The sequence below is a fragment of the Leifsonia poae genome, from assembly GCF_050632195.1.
In the GTDB taxonomy this organism is placed as follows: Bacteria; Actinomycetota; Actinomycetes; order Actinomycetales; family Microbacteriaceae; genus Leifsonia; species Leifsonia poae_C.
The window spans coordinates 2,013,052-2,027,888 of sequence record NZ_CP192580.1 but is presented as its reverse complement, the minus strand read 5'-3'; the positions used below and the strand labels follow the sequence as shown (position 1 = coordinate 2,027,888).

16 protein-coding genes and 1 pseudogene are annotated in these 14,837 nt (G+C 66.1%); 1 reads left to right on the top strand and 16 read right to left on the bottom strand.

All coding sequences use genetic code 11. The annotated features are described in order from the left end of the window. Positions 1–39 precede the first annotated feature (39 nt). The 7 genes from ACQ86A_RS10300 to ACQ86A_RS10270 form a co-directional block, all read right to left on the bottom strand. Entirely contained in the window at positions 40–603 is a 564-nt protein-coding gene (locus ACQ86A_RS10300) for a DivIVA domain-containing protein (RefSeq protein ID WP_431276999.1), read from the bottom strand. Next, the gene (locus ACQ86A_RS10295; protein WP_431276998.1) at positions 600–1,592 is read right to left on the bottom strand and encodes a phosphatidate cytidylyltransferase; all 993 of its coding nucleotides are present in this window, start codon (positions 1,590–1,592) and stop codon (positions 600–602) included. The genes ACQ86A_RS10300 and ACQ86A_RS10295 overlap by 4 nt, the downstream gene beginning before the upstream one ends. Positions 1,593–1,601: 9 nt before the next feature. Then, positions 1,602–2,156, bottom strand: coding sequence for a ribosome recycling factor (gene frr / locus ACQ86A_RS10290; protein ID WP_431276997.1), 555 nt, complete (start codon positions 2,154–2,156; stop codon positions 1,602–1,604). 65 nt (positions 2,157–2,221) lie between these two features. Continuing rightward, positions 2,222–2,935 carry a UMP kinase gene (gene pyrH / locus ACQ86A_RS10285; protein ID WP_431276996.1) on the bottom strand — a complete coding sequence of 238 codons (714 nt, stop codon included), beginning with the start codon at positions 2,933–2,935 and terminating at the stop codon, positions 2,222–2,224. Positions 2,936–3,083: 148 nt separating this feature from the next. After that, the gene (gene tsf, locus ACQ86A_RS10280; protein ID WP_431276995.1) at positions 3,084–3,911 is read right to left on the bottom strand and encodes a translation elongation factor Ts; all 828 of its coding nucleotides are present in this window, start codon (positions 3,909–3,911) and stop codon (positions 3,084–3,086) included. Positions 3,912–3,956: 45 nt separating this feature from the next. Next, entirely contained in the window at positions 3,957–4,925 is a 969-nt protein-coding gene (rpsB, locus tag ACQ86A_RS10275) for a 30S ribosomal protein S2 (protein WP_431276994.1), read from the bottom strand. Between the two features lie 231 nt (positions 4,926–5,156). After that, the gene (locus ACQ86A_RS10270) at positions 5,157–6,593 is read right to left on the bottom strand and encodes a sugar porter family MFS transporter (protein ID WP_431280421.1); all 1,437 of its coding nucleotides are present in this window, start codon (positions 6,591–6,593) and stop codon (positions 5,157–5,159) included. A gap of 287 nt (positions 6,594–6,880) precedes the next feature. Here ACQ86A_RS10270 and ACQ86A_RS10265 point away from each other — a divergent pair. Continuing rightward, positions 6,881–7,342, top strand: a pseudogene (locus ACQ86A_RS10265) (peptidoglycan DD-metalloendopeptidase family protein); the annotation flags it as partial. Between the two features lie 129 nt (positions 7,343–7,471). Here the strand turns inward: ACQ86A_RS10265 and ACQ86A_RS10260 are convergent. The 9 genes from ACQ86A_RS10260 to ACQ86A_RS10220 form a co-directional block, all read right to left on the bottom strand. Then, positions 7,472–8,377, bottom strand: coding sequence for a tyrosine recombinase XerC (locus tag ACQ86A_RS10260; RefSeq protein ID WP_431276993.1), 906 nt, complete (start codon positions 8,375–8,377; stop codon positions 7,472–7,474). A 118-nt stretch (positions 8,378–8,495) separates the two neighbouring features. Next, a complete protein-coding gene (dprA, locus tag ACQ86A_RS10255; RefSeq protein WP_431276992.1) occupies positions 8,496–9,830 on the bottom strand; it encodes a DNA-processing protein DprA in 1,335 nt (444 codons plus the stop codon). Beyond that, positions 9,827–11,434 (bottom strand): YifB family Mg chelatase-like AAA ATPase, encoded by a 1,608-nt coding sequence (locus ACQ86A_RS10250; RefSeq protein WP_431276991.1) that lies wholly within the window; start codon positions 11,432–11,434, stop codon positions 9,827–9,829. Before ACQ86A_RS10250 ends, dprA begins: the two co-directional genes overlap by 4 nt. Next, positions 11,434–11,790: a YraN family protein gene (locus ACQ86A_RS10245; protein WP_431276990.1), complete on the bottom strand. Its 357-nt coding sequence runs from the start codon at positions 11,788–11,790 to the stop codon at positions 11,434–11,436. The genes ACQ86A_RS10250 and ACQ86A_RS10245 overlap by 1 nt, the downstream gene beginning before the upstream one ends. A gap of 116 nt (positions 11,791–11,906) precedes the next feature. Beyond that, on the bottom strand, positions 11,907–12,230 hold the full coding sequence (locus ACQ86A_RS10240) for a DUF2469 family protein (RefSeq protein ID WP_387059588.1): 324 nt from the start codon (positions 12,228–12,230) through the stop codon (positions 11,907–11,909). Between the two features lie 12 nt (positions 12,231–12,242). Continuing rightward, positions 12,243–12,905 (bottom strand): ribonuclease HII, encoded by a 663-nt coding sequence (locus ACQ86A_RS10235; RefSeq protein WP_431276989.1) that lies wholly within the window; start codon positions 12,903–12,905, stop codon positions 12,243–12,245. Beyond that, positions 12,905–13,648 carry a signal peptidase I gene (gene lepB / locus ACQ86A_RS10230; RefSeq protein ID WP_431276988.1) on the bottom strand — a complete coding sequence of 248 codons (744 nt, stop codon included), beginning with the start codon at positions 13,646–13,648 and terminating at the stop codon, positions 12,905–12,907. The genes ACQ86A_RS10235 and lepB overlap by 1 nt, the downstream gene beginning before the upstream one ends. 96 nt (positions 13,649–13,744) lie before the next feature. After that, a complete protein-coding gene (gene rplS, locus ACQ86A_RS10225) occupies positions 13,745–14,092 on the bottom strand; it encodes a 50S ribosomal protein L19 (protein ID WP_431276987.1) in 348 nt (115 codons plus the stop codon). Positions 14,093–14,297: 205 nt separating this feature from the next. Continuing rightward, the gene (locus tag ACQ86A_RS10220) at positions 14,298–14,792 is read right to left on the bottom strand and encodes a hypothetical protein (RefSeq protein ID WP_431276986.1); all 495 of its coding nucleotides are present in this window, start codon (positions 14,790–14,792) and stop codon (positions 14,298–14,300) included. Positions 14,793–14,837: the final 45 nt, after the last annotated feature.

The window sequence follows — 14,837 nt, the reverse complement described above, 5'->3', positions numbered from 1 at the left end:
ACGGACGAATCGCGAAGTACCAAGACGGGACTCCCACATTCAGCGAACAGCCAGCATCACATCCGTCACGCTGTCGAGCAGCAGATCGACCTGGATTTCCTTGTATCCACCGCGCTGTGGGCGGAAAGTCGCAGTGCGCACCTCGTCGACGCTCATCGGTTTCGCGTCTTGGAAATACCGCACAAGACGCGCCGCGAAGCGGTCGACATCGGCCCGGTTGTAGCCGTAGGTGAAGATGCTCACTCGATCGAATCGGTGCCCCAGCGGACGGGCCAGACGGTTCAGGATGACCTGGGCCGTCGTACGAGCCTCCTCGAACCAGACCCCGTCGCCCTTCTGAGCGCGCGCGGCCTCCCGTTCCCTGGCCGAGAACGCGTCTTCGAGGCGTTCCAGAGCTGCATCCACATGGCTCGTCGAGTATCCGCCCTTCTGCATGGCGAAGGCGGTGTGCCGGATGTCCGCGGCCATCAGGGTGCCGCCGGCGGAACGCTCGCCGTCGTACGCGCGGCGGGCGGACTGCAGGAACTCGTCGACCTGCTCGGTGTCGTAGCCGAGCTTCGACTTTCGAGTAAGGGGAAGGTGCTCACTCCCCCATTGTGTCATCCGAAGATGAGGAAGAGCGCGTACGCGGCCGCGGCCGACGGCAGGATCGAGTCCAGTCGGTCGAGGAAGCCGCCGTGCCCGGGCAGCCACGAGCTCATGTCCTTGATGCCGAGGTCGCGCTTGATCAGCGACTCGGCCAGGTCGCCGACCGTGGCCGTCAGCAGCACCACCAGGCCGAAGACGATGCCGAACCACCAGTCCTCACCGATCATGAAAATCGCGAGGAGCACGCCGGCGACCATCGCCACAAGAGCCGCGCCCGCGAATCCCTCCCAGGTCTTCTTGGGGCTGATGGTCGGGGCCATCGGATGCTTGCCGAACGAGAGCCCGCTGACGTACGCACCGGTGTCGACCGCGACCACTAGGACGATGAAGGCCAGAACCCACCACTCTCCGCCGTCTTCCGCGAGGAGCAGTACCGCGAAGCTCGCCAGGAGGGCGACGTAGAGCTGCACGAGCGCACCGGAGCCCAGGTCACGCAGCAACTGGGCGCCACCGACCTTCTGAGGCCGCGCGGCCTCCTCGATCAACCGCCACACCCAGACGAGGAGAATGCCCCCCGAGAGCGCGACGAGCTGACCGCCTGAGTGCAGGTAGTACGAGGCGGGAACGATCACCACGGCCGCGACGACCGTCGGGACCCGTGGAACAAGCCGACCAGCGCCGCGGAAGGCCTGCGTGAGCTCGAGGGCCGCGAAACCCGCCGCTGCGACGACGACCACCATGAACAGCTCTTTGACGAAGATCAGGCTGAACAGCATGAGCAGCCCGAATCCCAGGCCGATCAGGATCGCCAGGATGAGATTGCGCCCGGTGCGAGCCTCGATGCGCTCGTTCGTGGCGTCGAGCTGCGCCTTGCGCGCCTGTACTTGGCGCTCCAGATCGGCCCGTGTGGCCTGCACCTGGGCCCTGAACTCGGCCTTCGAGGCCGCCCGGCCCCGTTTCGGCTGTGCCGGGGTGCCCGGATCGCCGGAGCTGCCGTTGGTCATGAGGGATGCCTAAACCTCGAGGAGTTCGGCTTCCTTGCGCTTCAACGCCTCATCCACGGCGTCGACGTGCGCACGGGTGACGTTCTCCAGCTCCTTCTCGCCGCGGGCCACGTCGTCGTCACCGACCTCGCTTTTCAGCGCGTCCAGATCGTCTTTGGCCTTGCGGCGGATGTTGCGGATCGCGACTTTGGCGTCTTCACCCTTGGTACGGACGAGCTTGACGAAATCCTTGCGGCGATCCTCCGTGAGCTCGGGAAGCGTCACTCGAACGATGTCACCGTCGTTGCCGACGTTCGCCGACAGGTTCGGCATGTTGACGATCGCCTTCTCGATCTCCTTCAGGGCTGACTTGTCGTACGGCGTGACGAGGAGAACGCGTGCCTCCGGGTTCTGCAACCCGGCGAGCTGAGCGAGCGGCGTCGGAGAGCCGTAGTAGTCCACGAGCACCTTCAGGAACAGCGCGGGGTTGGCGCGGCCGGCGCTCACGGTGCTGAAGTCGTCCTTCGCCGCCTCGACGGTCTTGCTCATGCGCTGGGTGGCGTCGGAAATCACATCCGCGATCACGGTCTCTCCTTCAATCGGTGAATCGGTGTCTAGTCTAGAGCCCGTGGCCTCGGCGTCCTGCCCGGCTAGCCGAGCAGAGTGCCGATCTCGGCGCCCAGGATCGCCGCGGTCACGTTACCGGCGGGCTCGATGCCGAAGATGCGCATCGGCATACCGTTGTCCATGCACAGGCTCAGAGCGGTCGAGTCGACGGCCTTCAGGTTGCGCTGGAGCGCCTGCTGGTGGCTGATCTGGTCGATCTTGCGCGCATCCGGATTGGTGCGGGGGTCGTCGTCATACATGCCGTCGACGCCGTTCTTGGCGACGAGCACCACATCCGCCTCGATTTCGAGCGCTCTCTGCGCAGCGACCGTGTCGGTCGAGAAGTACGGAAGTCCCGCCCCCGCGCCGAAGATGACGACGCGTCCCTTCTCGAGGTGGCGCTCCGCGCGGCGCGGGATGTACGGCTCGGCGACCTGGGTCATGGCGATCGCGGACTGTACGCGCGTCTCGGCGCCCGCCTGCTCGAGGAAGTCCTGCAGCGCGAGGGCGTTCATCACGGTGCCCAGCATCCCCATGTAGTCCGCGCGGCCGCGGTCCATGCCGCGCTGCGAGAGCTCGGCGCCGCGGAAGAAGTTACCTCCGCCGACGACGATCGCGACCTCGACATCCTGCGCTGCCTCGGCGATCTCGCGCGCGATCGAACTCACGATGTCGGGATTGACTCCCAACTGACCCCCGCCGAACGCCTCACCGGAGAGTTTGAGAAGAACCCTGCGCCTCTTATTCGATTCCGACATGCGTCACTGAGCCCTTCCGTTGGTGATCTCGTTCAAAGTTAGTGCGTGCACGCCCGACGGTCGAACCCGACCTTCTCGGTCGGGCAGTCCGGGCGCACAGAAAAGGAGTCCGGATCGTGTGAACGATCCGGACTCCTTCATGAGGCTGTTAGGCGCCGACCTTGAAACGGGCGAAGCCCGAAACGGTGATGCCCGCATCCTTGACGACCTGGCTGATGCTCAGCTTGTTGTCCTTGGCGTAGTCCTGCTCGAGGAGCGCGACCTGCTTGAAGTACGCACCGAGACGACCCTCGATGATCTTCGGCAGTGCTGCCTCGGGCTTGCCCTCGTTGCGCGAGATCTCCTCGACGATGCGACGCTCGTTCTCGACGGCCTCTGCGGGGACGTCCTCGCGGGTGAGGTACTCCGGGTTGGCGAACGAGATGTGCTGGGCGATGCTGCGCGCGGTCTCCGCGTCGTCGCCGGCGTAGCCGAGAACGACACCGACCTGCGGGGGCAGGTCCTTGGAGGTCTTGTGCAGGTAGATCGCGAAGTGCTCGCCCGAGACGACGGCGATCCGGCGGAGTTCCACCTTCTCGCCGAGGATGGCGGCCTCGCCGCCGATGAGCTCGGCGACGGTCTGGCTGCCCGCGGCGGCCGCGAGACCCTCTTCGACCGTGGTGGCGCCTGCGGCGCTCACGGCGTCGAGGACCTTGTCGGCCAGTGCGATGAACTTGTCACCCTTGGCGACGAAGTCGGTCTCGCAGGCGAGCTCGATCATCGTTGCGGTCGAGCCGTTCTCCTTGGCCGCGACGAGTCCCTCGCTGGTGGAGCGGTCGGCACGCTTCGCGTTGCCCTTCGCACCCTTCAGGCGCAGGATCTCGGTGGCCTTCTCGAGGTCGCCATCGGCTTCCTCGAGCGCCTTCTTCGTGTCGACCATGCCCGTGCCGAGCTGCTCGCGCAGGGCCTTGATGTCAGCGATGCTGATGTTTGCCATGTTCTTTTGAGAACCTTCTGTCGAAATTGACGTTGGTGAGACGGATTACTTGGCGTCGGCCTCAGTGGCCTCGACGACAGCCTCGGTAGCGTCGTCGGTGGCGACGGCGGCGGTCTCGTCAGCGGACTCGACCTCGGCAACGGCCTCGGCGACAGCCTCGCCCTCGGCGACGACCTCGGCGGAGTCCGCCTTGGCCTCGGCGAGGTCGGCGTCAGCGGCCTTCTCGGTCTCGGCGCTGGACTGGATCTCCTCGCCCGATGCACCGAGGAGCTCTGCCTCCCACTCGGCGAGCGGCTCGGCCGGCTCTGCACCCTCTTCGGGCTTCTGGTGGCGCTGGATCAGGCCCTCAGCGGCCGCGTCGGCCACGATGCGGGTGAGCAGGCCCACCGAACGGATCGCGTCGTCGTTACCCGGGATCGGGTACTGGACCTCGTCGGGGTCGCAGTTGGTGTCGAGGATGCCGATGACCGGGATGCCCAGCTTCTTGGCCTCGTCGATCGCCAGGTGCTCCTTCTTGGTGTCCACGACCCAGAGCGCGCTCGGCGTCTTGGACAGGTTGCGGATGCCGCCGAGCGACTTGTGCAGCTTGTCGAGCTCGCGCTTCTTGATGAGGAGTTCCTTCTTGGTGAAGCCACTCGTGGTGCCTTCGAAGTCCAGCTCCTCGAGCTCCTTCATGCGGGCGAGGCGCTTCGACACCGTCTGGAAGTTGGTGAGGAGGCCACCGAGCCAGCGCTGGTTGACGTAGGGCTGGCCGACGCGGGTCGCCTGCTCGGCGATGGCGTTCTGGGCCTGCTTCTTCGTGCCGACGAAGAGGATGGTGCCGCCGTGGGCGACCGTCTCGCGGACGAACTCGTACGTCTTGTCGATGTACGCCAGCGACTGCTGCAGGTCGATGATGTAGCTGCCCGAGCGCTCCGTGAGGATGAATCGCTTCATCTTCGGGTTCCAGCGACGGGTCTGGTGTCCGAAGTGGACGCCGCTGTCGAGCAGCTGGCGCATGGTTACAACGGCCATTTGCCGTTCTCCTTTTCTTGCATCCGTGGCGCGCGGCGCGCGGATGCTCTTGCGGTTGACTGCGGCGGCCGGTCGGCCGCCACTCCTGGTGCCCGGCGCACACATCCGCTCCTCGGCCCGACGGCGATGAGCCGCGGTACGTGAAGACCGGTGGATGTGGCGTGAACCCGAGTGGGCACGCGTAGTCACCCCGACGAGCGAGGTGCTGCAGTCATCCTATCAGAATGCGTCTCAGGCGATGTCTCCGGTGGAGCGCACCTGCGGCCCGCGATTCTTGCCCGAGTTGGCGAACAGGGTTTCCGCCTGCTCGAGCGCCATCCCGTTCGTCTCCGGGATCTTCCAGAACACGAAGAAGAACGAGAGCAGGGCGAACACGGCGTACATACCGTAAGTGAACGGCAATGAGAAGGCCGCGAGCGGCGGGAAGCTGACGGTGACCAGGAAGTTGGCGATCCACTGCGCCGCTGCAGCGACACCGAGCGCCTTTCCACGGATCTTGGTCGGGAAGATCTCGCCGAGCAGAACCCAGACGAGTGGGCCCCAGGATGCACCGAAGCAGACAACGAAGACGTTCGCTGCGATCAGCGCGATCGGCCCCCAAGCGCCGGGCAGGCTCACGTCGCCCTTGTCGTTCGTGATCGAGAACGCGAAGGCGAGCGCCATCGCCCCGAGCGACACGGTCATACCGATCGAGCCGGTGAGCAGGATGGGGCGGCGCCCGATGCGGTCGACCAGGAGGATGGCGACGATCGTGACCACGACGTTGGTCACTGAGGTGATGACGGTGATCAGCAACGAGTTGCTCTCGGTGAACCCCACCGCCCTCCAGAGCGTTGTCGAGTAGTAGAAGATCACGTTGATGCCGACGAACTGCTGGAACACCGACAGGATGATGCCGATCCAGACGATCGGTTTCAACCCGAAGCGATTGCCGCGCAGAGTGGCTTTGAGGCCTTCTTTGTCCTCGCTGATCGAGTGCTCGATGTCGCCGATCTGGCGATCGATGTCGCTCTCCGGCACCAGGGTGGCGAAGATCGCTCTGGCCTCGTCGTGCTTGCCTGTCGCCAGCAGATAGCGCGGCGATTCGGGAAGCGTCAGCGCGAGGATGCCGTAGACGACCGACGGGATCACGCCGACCAGGAACATCCAGCGCCAGGCCTCGAGGCCGAACCACAGCTGGTTCGACGCGCCGCCGGCGACGCCCGCGAGGAGGGCGTCCGAGAGCAGAGCGACGAAGATACCGATCGTGATCGCGAGCTGCTGCAGTGATGCGAGACCACCCCGCGACTGCTTGGGTGCGATTTCCGCGATGTATGCGGGGGCGACGACGGATGCGATGCCGATGCCGAGACCACCGACCACACGCCACAGGCCGAGATCCCAGACGGAGAAGGCGAGGCCGGCTCCGATGGAGCTCGCGAAGAAGAGGATGGACCCGAGCAGCATCACCTTGATGCGACCCCAACGGTCGGCGAGACGACCCGCGATGTACGCGCCGACGGCGCAACCGAGCAGCGCGATCGCGACGACGAAGCCCTTGACGAAGTCATTCAGGGCGAAGTTCTGCTGGATGGAGTCGACGGCGCCGTTGACGACGGACGAGTCGAACCCGAAGAGGAAGCCGCCGACCGCAGCCGCGAGGGCGAGGCCGAGGACTTTGCGCCGCATCGCGCCGGTGGGCTTGGGATAGTTCTCCTCGGAAGAGGCTGGCGTGTTGCTCTGCCTGTCAGACATGGGGACCCTTCGCGTTCCGGTGCGGCTCTGAACACGCCGGGAGGGTGCATCGGACAACCGCATTTCCAAGTTACTCCGCACGGACATTCAGACAAGTCCCAGATGCGTGCGTGTCCTTTCCTCCCCAGGGCTGAAACGAATCGGGCTCCACACCGGTCTCCCGATTCGCAACCAGGTCGTCTATAGGCGTGTCAGTGTGGCGCTCAAATGGAGGCGGTTTGATGGGAATCAGGATGCGCGGTTCGTGCGCGATCGTGCTCAGCGCTGCGCGAAGAGTCGTGCCGATCGCGCTGGCCGTGACGTGCACGGTGCTGGTCGCGTTCATCGGGAGCGGAGCGTCTCCGCAGCACGATCAGGCGCGGCGAGCACGCACGCAGTGGGAGTGGCCGCTGCAGCCGCATGCCGTTGTTCGCGGGTTCGAGGCGCCCGCGACTCGGTACGCCGCGGGTCATCGCGGCATCGACCTCACGGCCGCACCCGGCGACCGGGTGACGGCCCCTGCCGATGGGACGGTGCACTTCGTCGGGATGGTCGCGGATCGGCCGGTGGTGACGATCGATCACGGCCGAGGCGTGCTCTCGAGCTATGAACCGGTCGCAGGCGCGATGTCCGCGCCTTCAACTCTCCGTGTCGGGTCGACAGTGCGCCGAGGCGACCTCATTGGTTTGGTCGGAGGCGGCGGTCATTGCGACGCACGCTGCCTGCATGTTGGAGTGCGCATCGACGGTGCATACGTGTCTCCCCTCCTCTTCTTCGACCGCGTTCCGCGGGCGATACTTCTTCCTCTGGGTCGAGCGGACGATCCGGCGTGGTCAGGCTCGCGGATGCGCGATCCGGTAGCTCTCTTTGAGACGCTCCGTCGAGACATGCGTGTAGATCTGGGTGGTGCCGAGACTGGCGTGCCCGAGCAGCTCTTGTACCGCCCGCAGATCGGCGCCCCCGTCGAGCAGATGCGTCGCTGCCGTGTGCCGGAGCGCGTGCGGACCCGCGGGGCCGCCGCCGGGGATGTCCGACAGCAAGCCGGCGACGAGTTCGTACACGGCCCTCGTCCCGAGCCGTCCGCCGCGTGCGCCGAGGAAGAGCGCGGGCCCTGAAGCCGCGGTTGCGAGCGCGCGCCGAGCGCCGTGCAGATACCCGACCAACGCATCCCGGGCCGGAACACCGAAGGGCACGACGCGCTCCTTGGAACCCTTTCCGAGCACGCGAACGGTCAAGCGCTCGAGGTCGACATCGTCGACGTCGAGTCCGGTGAGCTCGGACACGCGGATCCCCGAGGCGTAAAGGAGCTCGATCACCGCCTGGTCTCGGGATGCACTCGGGTCCCCGTCAGCCGCCCTGGTCGCCAGGCCGTCGAGCATCCCGGCCATCTGGGCGCGATTCACTACCCGGGGCAACGTCTTGTCGGGTTTCGGGGAACGGAGACGTGCCCCCGGGTCCTTGGTCTCCTTTCCGGTGCGGGCCAGCCAGCCGGTGAATCCTCGTGCTGAAGCGGATCGCCGGGCGAGTGTCGCCTTCGAGCGACCCTCCTGGGCGGCCGTCCACAACCAGTCGCGGAGGAGTTCGAGCGTGATCTCGTCGGTTGCGAGGTGACCTTTCGCCGCCGCGAAGTCGGCGAACCCGTGGAGGTCCGCGCGATACGCGCGCACGGTCTGCGGCGAGTATCCGCGCTCCACCGCGAGGTGCACGGTGTAGTCCTCGATCGCACGCTGCAGTTCCACCCCTCTAGGCTCGCGCGTCAGCGCCCGATTTCAGGGAGCGACGCACCCGCGGGCTGCCCGTTCGGCCGGATCCGCGAGAATTGGGCGAACGTTGTCGGCTCGCCGTCGCCCCTACTGATCAGCGAGGGCTGCGGGGCGCCCGGACCCAGCCTGCATCGCGTTCGCTGACGAGTGATTCCAGATCGAGGAGCCCGAGGATCGCGACCGCCTCTCGGTCCGACATTCCCGCCCGAGCGGCGAGCTCGTTCACAGAACGCGGCGTTCGTGGGCTCAGGGCATCGAGCATCCGGACCCGCTCGCCGTGGTCTGTCGATCCGCCGTCCGTCGAGGCGAGACTGCTCTCGCCGCCCTTCTCGGGTGAAGCGACGATGCCAGCCAGTTCGGCCATCTCGGAGGCCGAGGTCACACATGCCGCGCCGTATTCCTGGATCAGCCGATGGCATCCGGCCGATGCCGGCGAGGTCACCGGACCTGGCACGGCACCGAGTGGACGACCTATCGCTGCCGCGTGACCGGCCGTGTTCAGTGATCCAGACCGACGTCCCGCCTCGACGACGACAGTTGCCCGACTCGCCGCTGCGATCAATCTGTTCCGCTGGAGAAACCGCCATTTCGTCGGTGCGGAGCCGCACGGAAGCTCTCCAACGAGCAGGCCGCGCTCGGCTATGCGAGTGAGAAGGGCTGTGTGGCCCGCAGGGTAGAGGCGGTCGACTCCCCCGGCGAGGAACGCGATCGTCGTCTGGTCGCTGGCCAGCGTCGCACGATGAGCGGCTCCGTCGATTCCGTATGCGCCCCCGGACACGATAGCGAAGCCGCGATCTGCGAGGCCGGCCGCCGACTCCATGGCGACGTGCTCCCCATATCCGGTGTCGGCGCGTGCACCGACGAGGGCGATCGACCGATTGCAGGCCGTCAAGCGATCGACATCGCCGCGAACCCACAGTGCAATCGGGGATCCATCGCCCAGGTCTCCGAAGCCTGTGGGCCACAGCCGGTCAAGGGGAACGACGAGGGCGGCATTCACACCGGCGGCCGTCTCCAGCGATCGTGTCGCCGTTCGCAGTGAGAGCCGTGGAAGCCAGCGTTCAACGGCCTCCTCGATCCGCATGGCAGCCTCCGCGCTCTTTTCTAGCGCGTTGGTTCCGCGAGTCCGCGGGCGCGGGCGACCGGAGAGCATCTCTGACGCTCCTGCATCCACCTCTGCGACGGCAGCGAGGATCCGGACAGCGGGCCAGCGCTCGACGATTGCCGTCAGCGCGGTGGGGGCGCCGAGCGCTCCGATGAGAAGGACCGCATCCGTGTCTCCTGGTTCCACGATGGTCGAGAGCGCCGCCGCAGCGAACCGGCTCTCCAGTTCGGATCCGTCAGTCAGGTCCACGCTCAGCGCTGCCGACGTCACCGGCCCGAGGACGCGAGCGAGCTCGCGGTGCTCGAGCCCGAGATAGCCCGTCATGAGATCCCCCTGCGGAGATAGAGCGCCGCGCCCAAGTGGTGAGCGGTGGGCGCTGACGCCGTATCGAGGTCGGCCAGACTCCACGCGAGTCGCAGTGTGCGGTCGTAGCCGCGCATCGTCAACGCGCCGCGTTCGAGCGCTCGATCAAGACCTGCCGTCGCCGACGGCGGTAGCCGACGTCCACGTGCCCGGAGCCAGCTGCCCGGAACGTCCGAATTGCGGGTCCACGCTGTGCCGACGAGACGTTCAGCAGCCACCGCCCGCGCGACGACCACCCGTTGACGCAACTCGCCACTGCTGCGGGGAGGAACGACGGCCACGTCATCGGGACGGCCGCGCGAGCGAGAGCCTTCCGTTGCTGCATCCGTATCCAAGGGGTCTGCGCTCGCGCGCAGGGCCGCGAGTCCGAGCCGACGCACGGTGAGCCGGATGTCGACCCGGTCGAGCAGAGGCCCGGACAGTTTCGCCAGATAGCGCCGACGGACGATCGGTGTGCACGTGCACTCCTCATCCGGTGATCCGTACAGGCCGCACGGGCACGGGTTGGAGGCGAGCACGAGTTGGAACCGTGCCGGAAAGACCGCCGTACCGACCATCCGGTGAATCGTGATCGACCCCGATTCGAGCGGCTGGCGCAGTGCGTCGAGAACACCCGATCTGAATTCGGCTGCCTCGTCGAGGAAGAGGACTCCGTGAGATGCCCGCACGATCGCACCAGGGACGATGCGATTCGTGCCCCCGCTCACTAGAGAAGCGGGCGATGCCGTGTGATGAGGGGCCTCGAAGGGCGGTCGACGGACGAGTTCCCTGCCGATCGTCGCGCCCGCGAGCGATCGGATCGAACTCACCTCCAGCGCCTGCTCATCGGTGAGGTCGGGCAGGATGCTCGGCAGCCGTGCCGCCAGCATTGTCTTGCCCGCACCGGGCGGGCCGATCATCGAGACGTGGTGGCCCCCGGCTGCCGCGACGACCAGCGCGTCCACGACCTCGTCGTTGCCGATGACTTCTGTCATGTCCAGCTCGGCCGCCGGTTCGGGTGGTTCGTTCGAGGCGACGAAGACGGGCTGCTCAACAGGATCCGCCGGTTCGAGTTCGCTGCCGTGCCAAATGGCAGCTTCGCGCAGCGACGAAACCCCGGTCACCTCGATCCCATCGACGAGATCGGCCTCGTCACGATTCGCGATCGGCACCATCACCCTCCCGAACCCGGCGGCTCGCGCGGCCAGCACAGCCGGCAGGACTCCCGTTACGGGGCGCAGCCGTCCGTCGAGTCCCAACTCCCCGAGGTGCACAACCCGCTCCGTCGACTCCCCCGACACGTCTCCCGCAGCAGCGAGAGCAGCGATCGCGATCGCCAGATCGAAGGCGGATCCCTGCTTTCGCAGGGCGGCAGGCGACAGGTTGACCGTGAGTTTGCGCTGCGTGAGTGGGCACCCGGCATTGACTGCCGCCGCCGCCACACGTTTGCGCGACTCTCCGAGCGCAGTGTCGGGCAGCCCGATCAGCACGAACATCGGCAGCCCGGCTGCGATATCCGCCTCGACCTCGACCAGCTCGCCGTGGATCCCGTTCAAGGCGATGGCGAAGGTGCGCCCGAGCGACATCAGGCGATCCCACTCAGATGCTCGACCTGTGGCACCGCGCTCCACGCGTCGACGACCGCGACGGCATCCACGCGGATTCCGCCTGCGCCTGGCTCGTTTTCTCTGCACCACTCGGCGGCCAACTGCCTGAGCCGTCGACGCTTCTGCGCGGTGATCGCCTCAAACGGATGCCCGTACGCCACCGACGTGCGAGTCTTCACCTCGGCGAACACCGTCGTCTCGCCGTGCTGGAGCACGAGGTCGAGCTCCCCCACCCGGCACCGCCAATTGCGGGCGATCACCGTGTATCCGTGCTGCTCGAACCACATCGCCGCGACGGCCTCGCCTCGGCGGCCCAAATCGTCTTTCGCTGCCATCTCTGCCTCCCGCACCCAGCTTCGGGGGCGGGATGCGGCGGCGCGTGGCGCGCAGAAGATCGGTGGAAAGGTCAGTCAGAAGGCGTCCTGTGGAGGAACCTCACCAGACCCGAGCGCTACTCGTCGAGCGCGAGTTCCTTGGGGAGTTCGAACTCCTTGCTCGACAACTCCTCGATGTTGACGTCTTTGAACGTCAGCACACGAACCGACTTCACGAAGCGGTCGGAGCGGTAGACGTCCCACACCCAGACATCGTTCATGGTCAGCTCGAAGTAGAAGTCGTGCTCGGTGTCCCGGCGCACGAACTCGACCTCGTTGGCGAGGTAGAACCGACGCTCGGTCTCGATCACGTACTTGAACTGCGAGACGACGTCTCGGTACTCGCGGTACAAGGCCAACTCGACCTCGCGGTCGTAGTCGTCGAACTCGTCATCATCCATCGTCCGACAAGTCTATGCCGGAAGATCGAGCATCGTTGCCTCCTTGAGCCAGGTGAGGCGATGCAACGCGCTCGGACCGAGCTCCGCGATGGCGTCGAAGTGCTCCCGGCTGGAGTATCCCTTGTTGGTGACCCAGCCGTAGCCTGGGTAGTCGACGTCGTGCGCGATCATCATGCGGTCGCGATGCACTTTGGCGATCACGGATGCGGCAGCGACGGATGCGCAATCCCTGTCCGCCTTGATCCGCGTCACGACCCGGGCGGGCCGATAGAGCGCAGGGTTGAGGTAGTCGTAGTTGCCGTCGAGGATGAGCGTGCTCGTGGATACGTCCGCCCCACCCTCCTCCAGCAGCGCCAGCGCACGGGCTCCCGCCAGGCCCAGACAGCGCATGATCCCGAGCGAGTCGACCTCCGCGGCGCTCGCCAGTCCGACTGCGGAGTGCAGAACCCACTTGCGGCAATACGGCTCCAGCGCCTCGCGAGCGGGCTCGGGAAGCAGCTTCGAGTCGCGGAGCCCGGTGGGCATCCGCTTCACCGCCGTGTCGATCATCACCATCCCGACGGCCACCGGGCCGGCGAGGGCACCCCGGCCCACCTCGTCACAGGCGATGATCGAGGTGACGCCTTCGCGGTAGAGAGACTTCTCGAAGCGGAGGGTCGGGCTGATCGGCGTCATCACTTGCTGTCCTCCACTCCGGCGAAGACCTCGGGATAGTTGTCGAGCCACGTCCAGCGGCTGACCGGCCAGGTGATGACGAACGCGCGACCGACGACATGGTCGATCGGCACGAATCCCTTGCCCGGCAGGTTCTGGTTGCGCGACGAGTCTTGCGAGTTGTACCGATTATCGCCCATCACCCAGAGCTCGCCCTTGGGAACAGTCACATCGAAGTCGACGGTGGCGGCCTTCGTCTGGCCGGGCGGTATCAGGATGTACGGCTCCTTGAGCGGAACGCCGTTCACCGAGATCTGCCCGAGCGCATTGCAGCACTTGACGTGATCGCCCGGAAGCCCGATGACTCGCTTGATCAGGTGATCGTTGCTGTCCGCCGCCGAGAGACCGATGAAGGTGAGCGCCGAATCGATCGCAGCGGCTAATGGGTTCTGTGTGCTCGGCGGCTGGGGCGGCAGCCAGCCGCCCGGATCGCGGAAAACGACCACATCGCCGTGGCTGATGGGAACGAGGGACGGCTCCAGCTCGTTCACGATGATCCGGTCGTTGATCTGGAGCGTGTTTTCCATAGAGGCCGACGGGATGTAGAACGACCGCACCACGAAGGTTTTGATGAGGAAGGACACGAGGACCGCCACCACGAAGATGATGATGATGTCCCGCACGAAGAGCTTCGTGCTCCGGCGCCTGCCGCGCCTCTCGTTCGCCACGCGGTCCGACCGGGTGGGCGCTGATTCTTCCGTCATTTAACCGCCTGAGCTCCCGGTCCAGTGTAGAGGACCGGGAGCTCAGGATCGGCTGGTTCAGCCGCGAGTCATCGTGCTGCGCCGAGGCGCAACAGCTCAGTTGTCGCGCTTCTCCTTGATCTTCGCCTTCTTGCCGCGCAGCTCGCGCAGGTAGTACAGCTTGGCGCGACGAACGTCACCGCGGGTGACGACCTCGATGTGGTCGATGACCGGCGAGTGAACCGGGAAGGTGCGCTCGACGCCGACCTGGAAGCTGACCTTGCGGACCGTGAAGGTCTCGCGGACGCCTTCGCCCGAGCGGCCGATGACGACGCCCTGGAAGACCTGGATACGAGAGCGGGTTCCCTCGATGATGTTGACGTGAACCTTGACGGTGTCTCCGGCGCGGAAGGCCGGGATGTTCTGCTTCAGTGAAGCGGCATCCACCTGGTCGAGAATGTGCATTGCTCGTTCGCTCTCTGTACCCGCCACAGGTCGAGGACGGACTTGGGGACTACTGGCGCGCGGCATTCCGCGCGGTCAACGTCCGGGTTATCGGTTATGGGGTGTCCGCGAGAAGTGCTGACTCCCCTGTGGCAGAGTCTGGCCGCGGCACAAACAACAATTCTGCCATGAACCGGGCGCGTTTACCAAAGCGCCTCCGCCGGGCTCACCGATCGTCGCGGGGTTCCTCGATGACGATGTACTCGCCGCCGTCGGTGAATCCACTCGGTGGGCGGTTCACCTGCTGCTGTTGCGCCGCGCGCTCGTAGGCGTCGAATGTCTGCTTGACGCGCATCCTGGCCTCGGTGATGAGCTCCCAGAGAGAGATCCAGAAGGTCGCAAGGCCGAGGAGTACGCCCAGGACGGCGATCCAGCCGGTAGCACCCGGGATGAAGCATCCGAACACCACGATCGTCGCGTGCCAGGCGGCCAGCAGCCCGACGTCGTACCACGAGACAGCTCGCTGATCCCGCACGGTCTTGCGCGCCGCGATGATGCCGCCGACCGCGAGCAACGCGATGAACAGGATCGGGCAGAGCACCAACAACCCGACGAAAGCCCAGCCGCTCGGGTGGAAGACCGCCCAGCCGATCAGCAGCCAGACAGGCAGCACGACGGCAGAGGGGAAGAGCCACCAGTAGAACGCCTTGCGGATGAACACGCGACCAGCGTATCCGCGCTCGGCTGTGCAGCGGCTGCGGGTTCG

Coding starts and splice junctions, on each gene's coding strand:
- ACQ86A_RS10300 (WP_431276999.1), bottom strand. CDS start 603: ATGACACAATGGGGGAGTGAGCACCTTCCCCTTACTCGAAAGTCGAAG.
- ACQ86A_RS10295 (WP_431276998.1), bottom strand. CDS start 1,592: ATGACCAACGGCAGCTCCGGCGATCCGGGCACCCCGGCACAGCCGAAA.
- pyrH (WP_431276996.1), bottom strand. CDS start 2,935: ATGTCGGAATCGAATAAGAGGCGCAGGGTTCTTCTCAAACTCTCCGGT.
- tsf (WP_431276995.1), bottom strand. CDS start 3,911: ATGGCAAACATCAGCATCGCTGACATCAAGGCCCTGCGCGAGCAGCTC.
- rpsB (WP_431276994.1), bottom strand. CDS start 4,925: ATGGCCGTTGTAACCATGCGCCAGCTGCTCGACAGCGGCGTCCACTTC.
- ACQ86A_RS10270 (WP_431280421.1), bottom strand. CDS start 6,593: ATGCGGCGCAAAGTCCTCGGCCTCGCCCTCGCGGCTGCGGTCGGCGGC.
- dprA (WP_431276992.1), bottom strand. CDS start 9,830: ATGACGGGCTATCTCGGGCTCGAGCACCGCGAGCTCGCTCGCGTCCTC.
- ACQ86A_RS10250 (WP_431276991.1), bottom strand. CDS start 11,434: ATGTCGCTCGGGCGCACCTTCGCCATCGCCTTGAACGGGATCCACGGC.
- ACQ86A_RS10245 (WP_431276990.1), bottom strand. CDS start 11,790: ATGGCAGCGAAAGACGATTTGGGCCGCCGAGGCGAGGCCGTCGCGGCG.
- ACQ86A_RS10240 (WP_387059588.1), bottom strand. CDS start 12,230: ATGGATGATGACGAGTTCGACGACTACGACCGCGAGGTCGAGTTGGCC.
- ACQ86A_RS10235 (WP_431276989.1), bottom strand. CDS start 12,905: ATGACGCCGATCAGCCCGACCCTCCGCTTCGAGAAGTCTCTCTACCGC.
- lepB (WP_431276988.1), bottom strand. CDS start 13,648: ATGACGGAAGAATCAGCGCCCACCCGGTCGGACCGCGTGGCGAACGAG.
- rplS (WP_431276987.1), bottom strand. CDS start 14,092: ATGCACATTCTCGACCAGGTGGATGCCGCTTCACTGAAGCAGAACATC.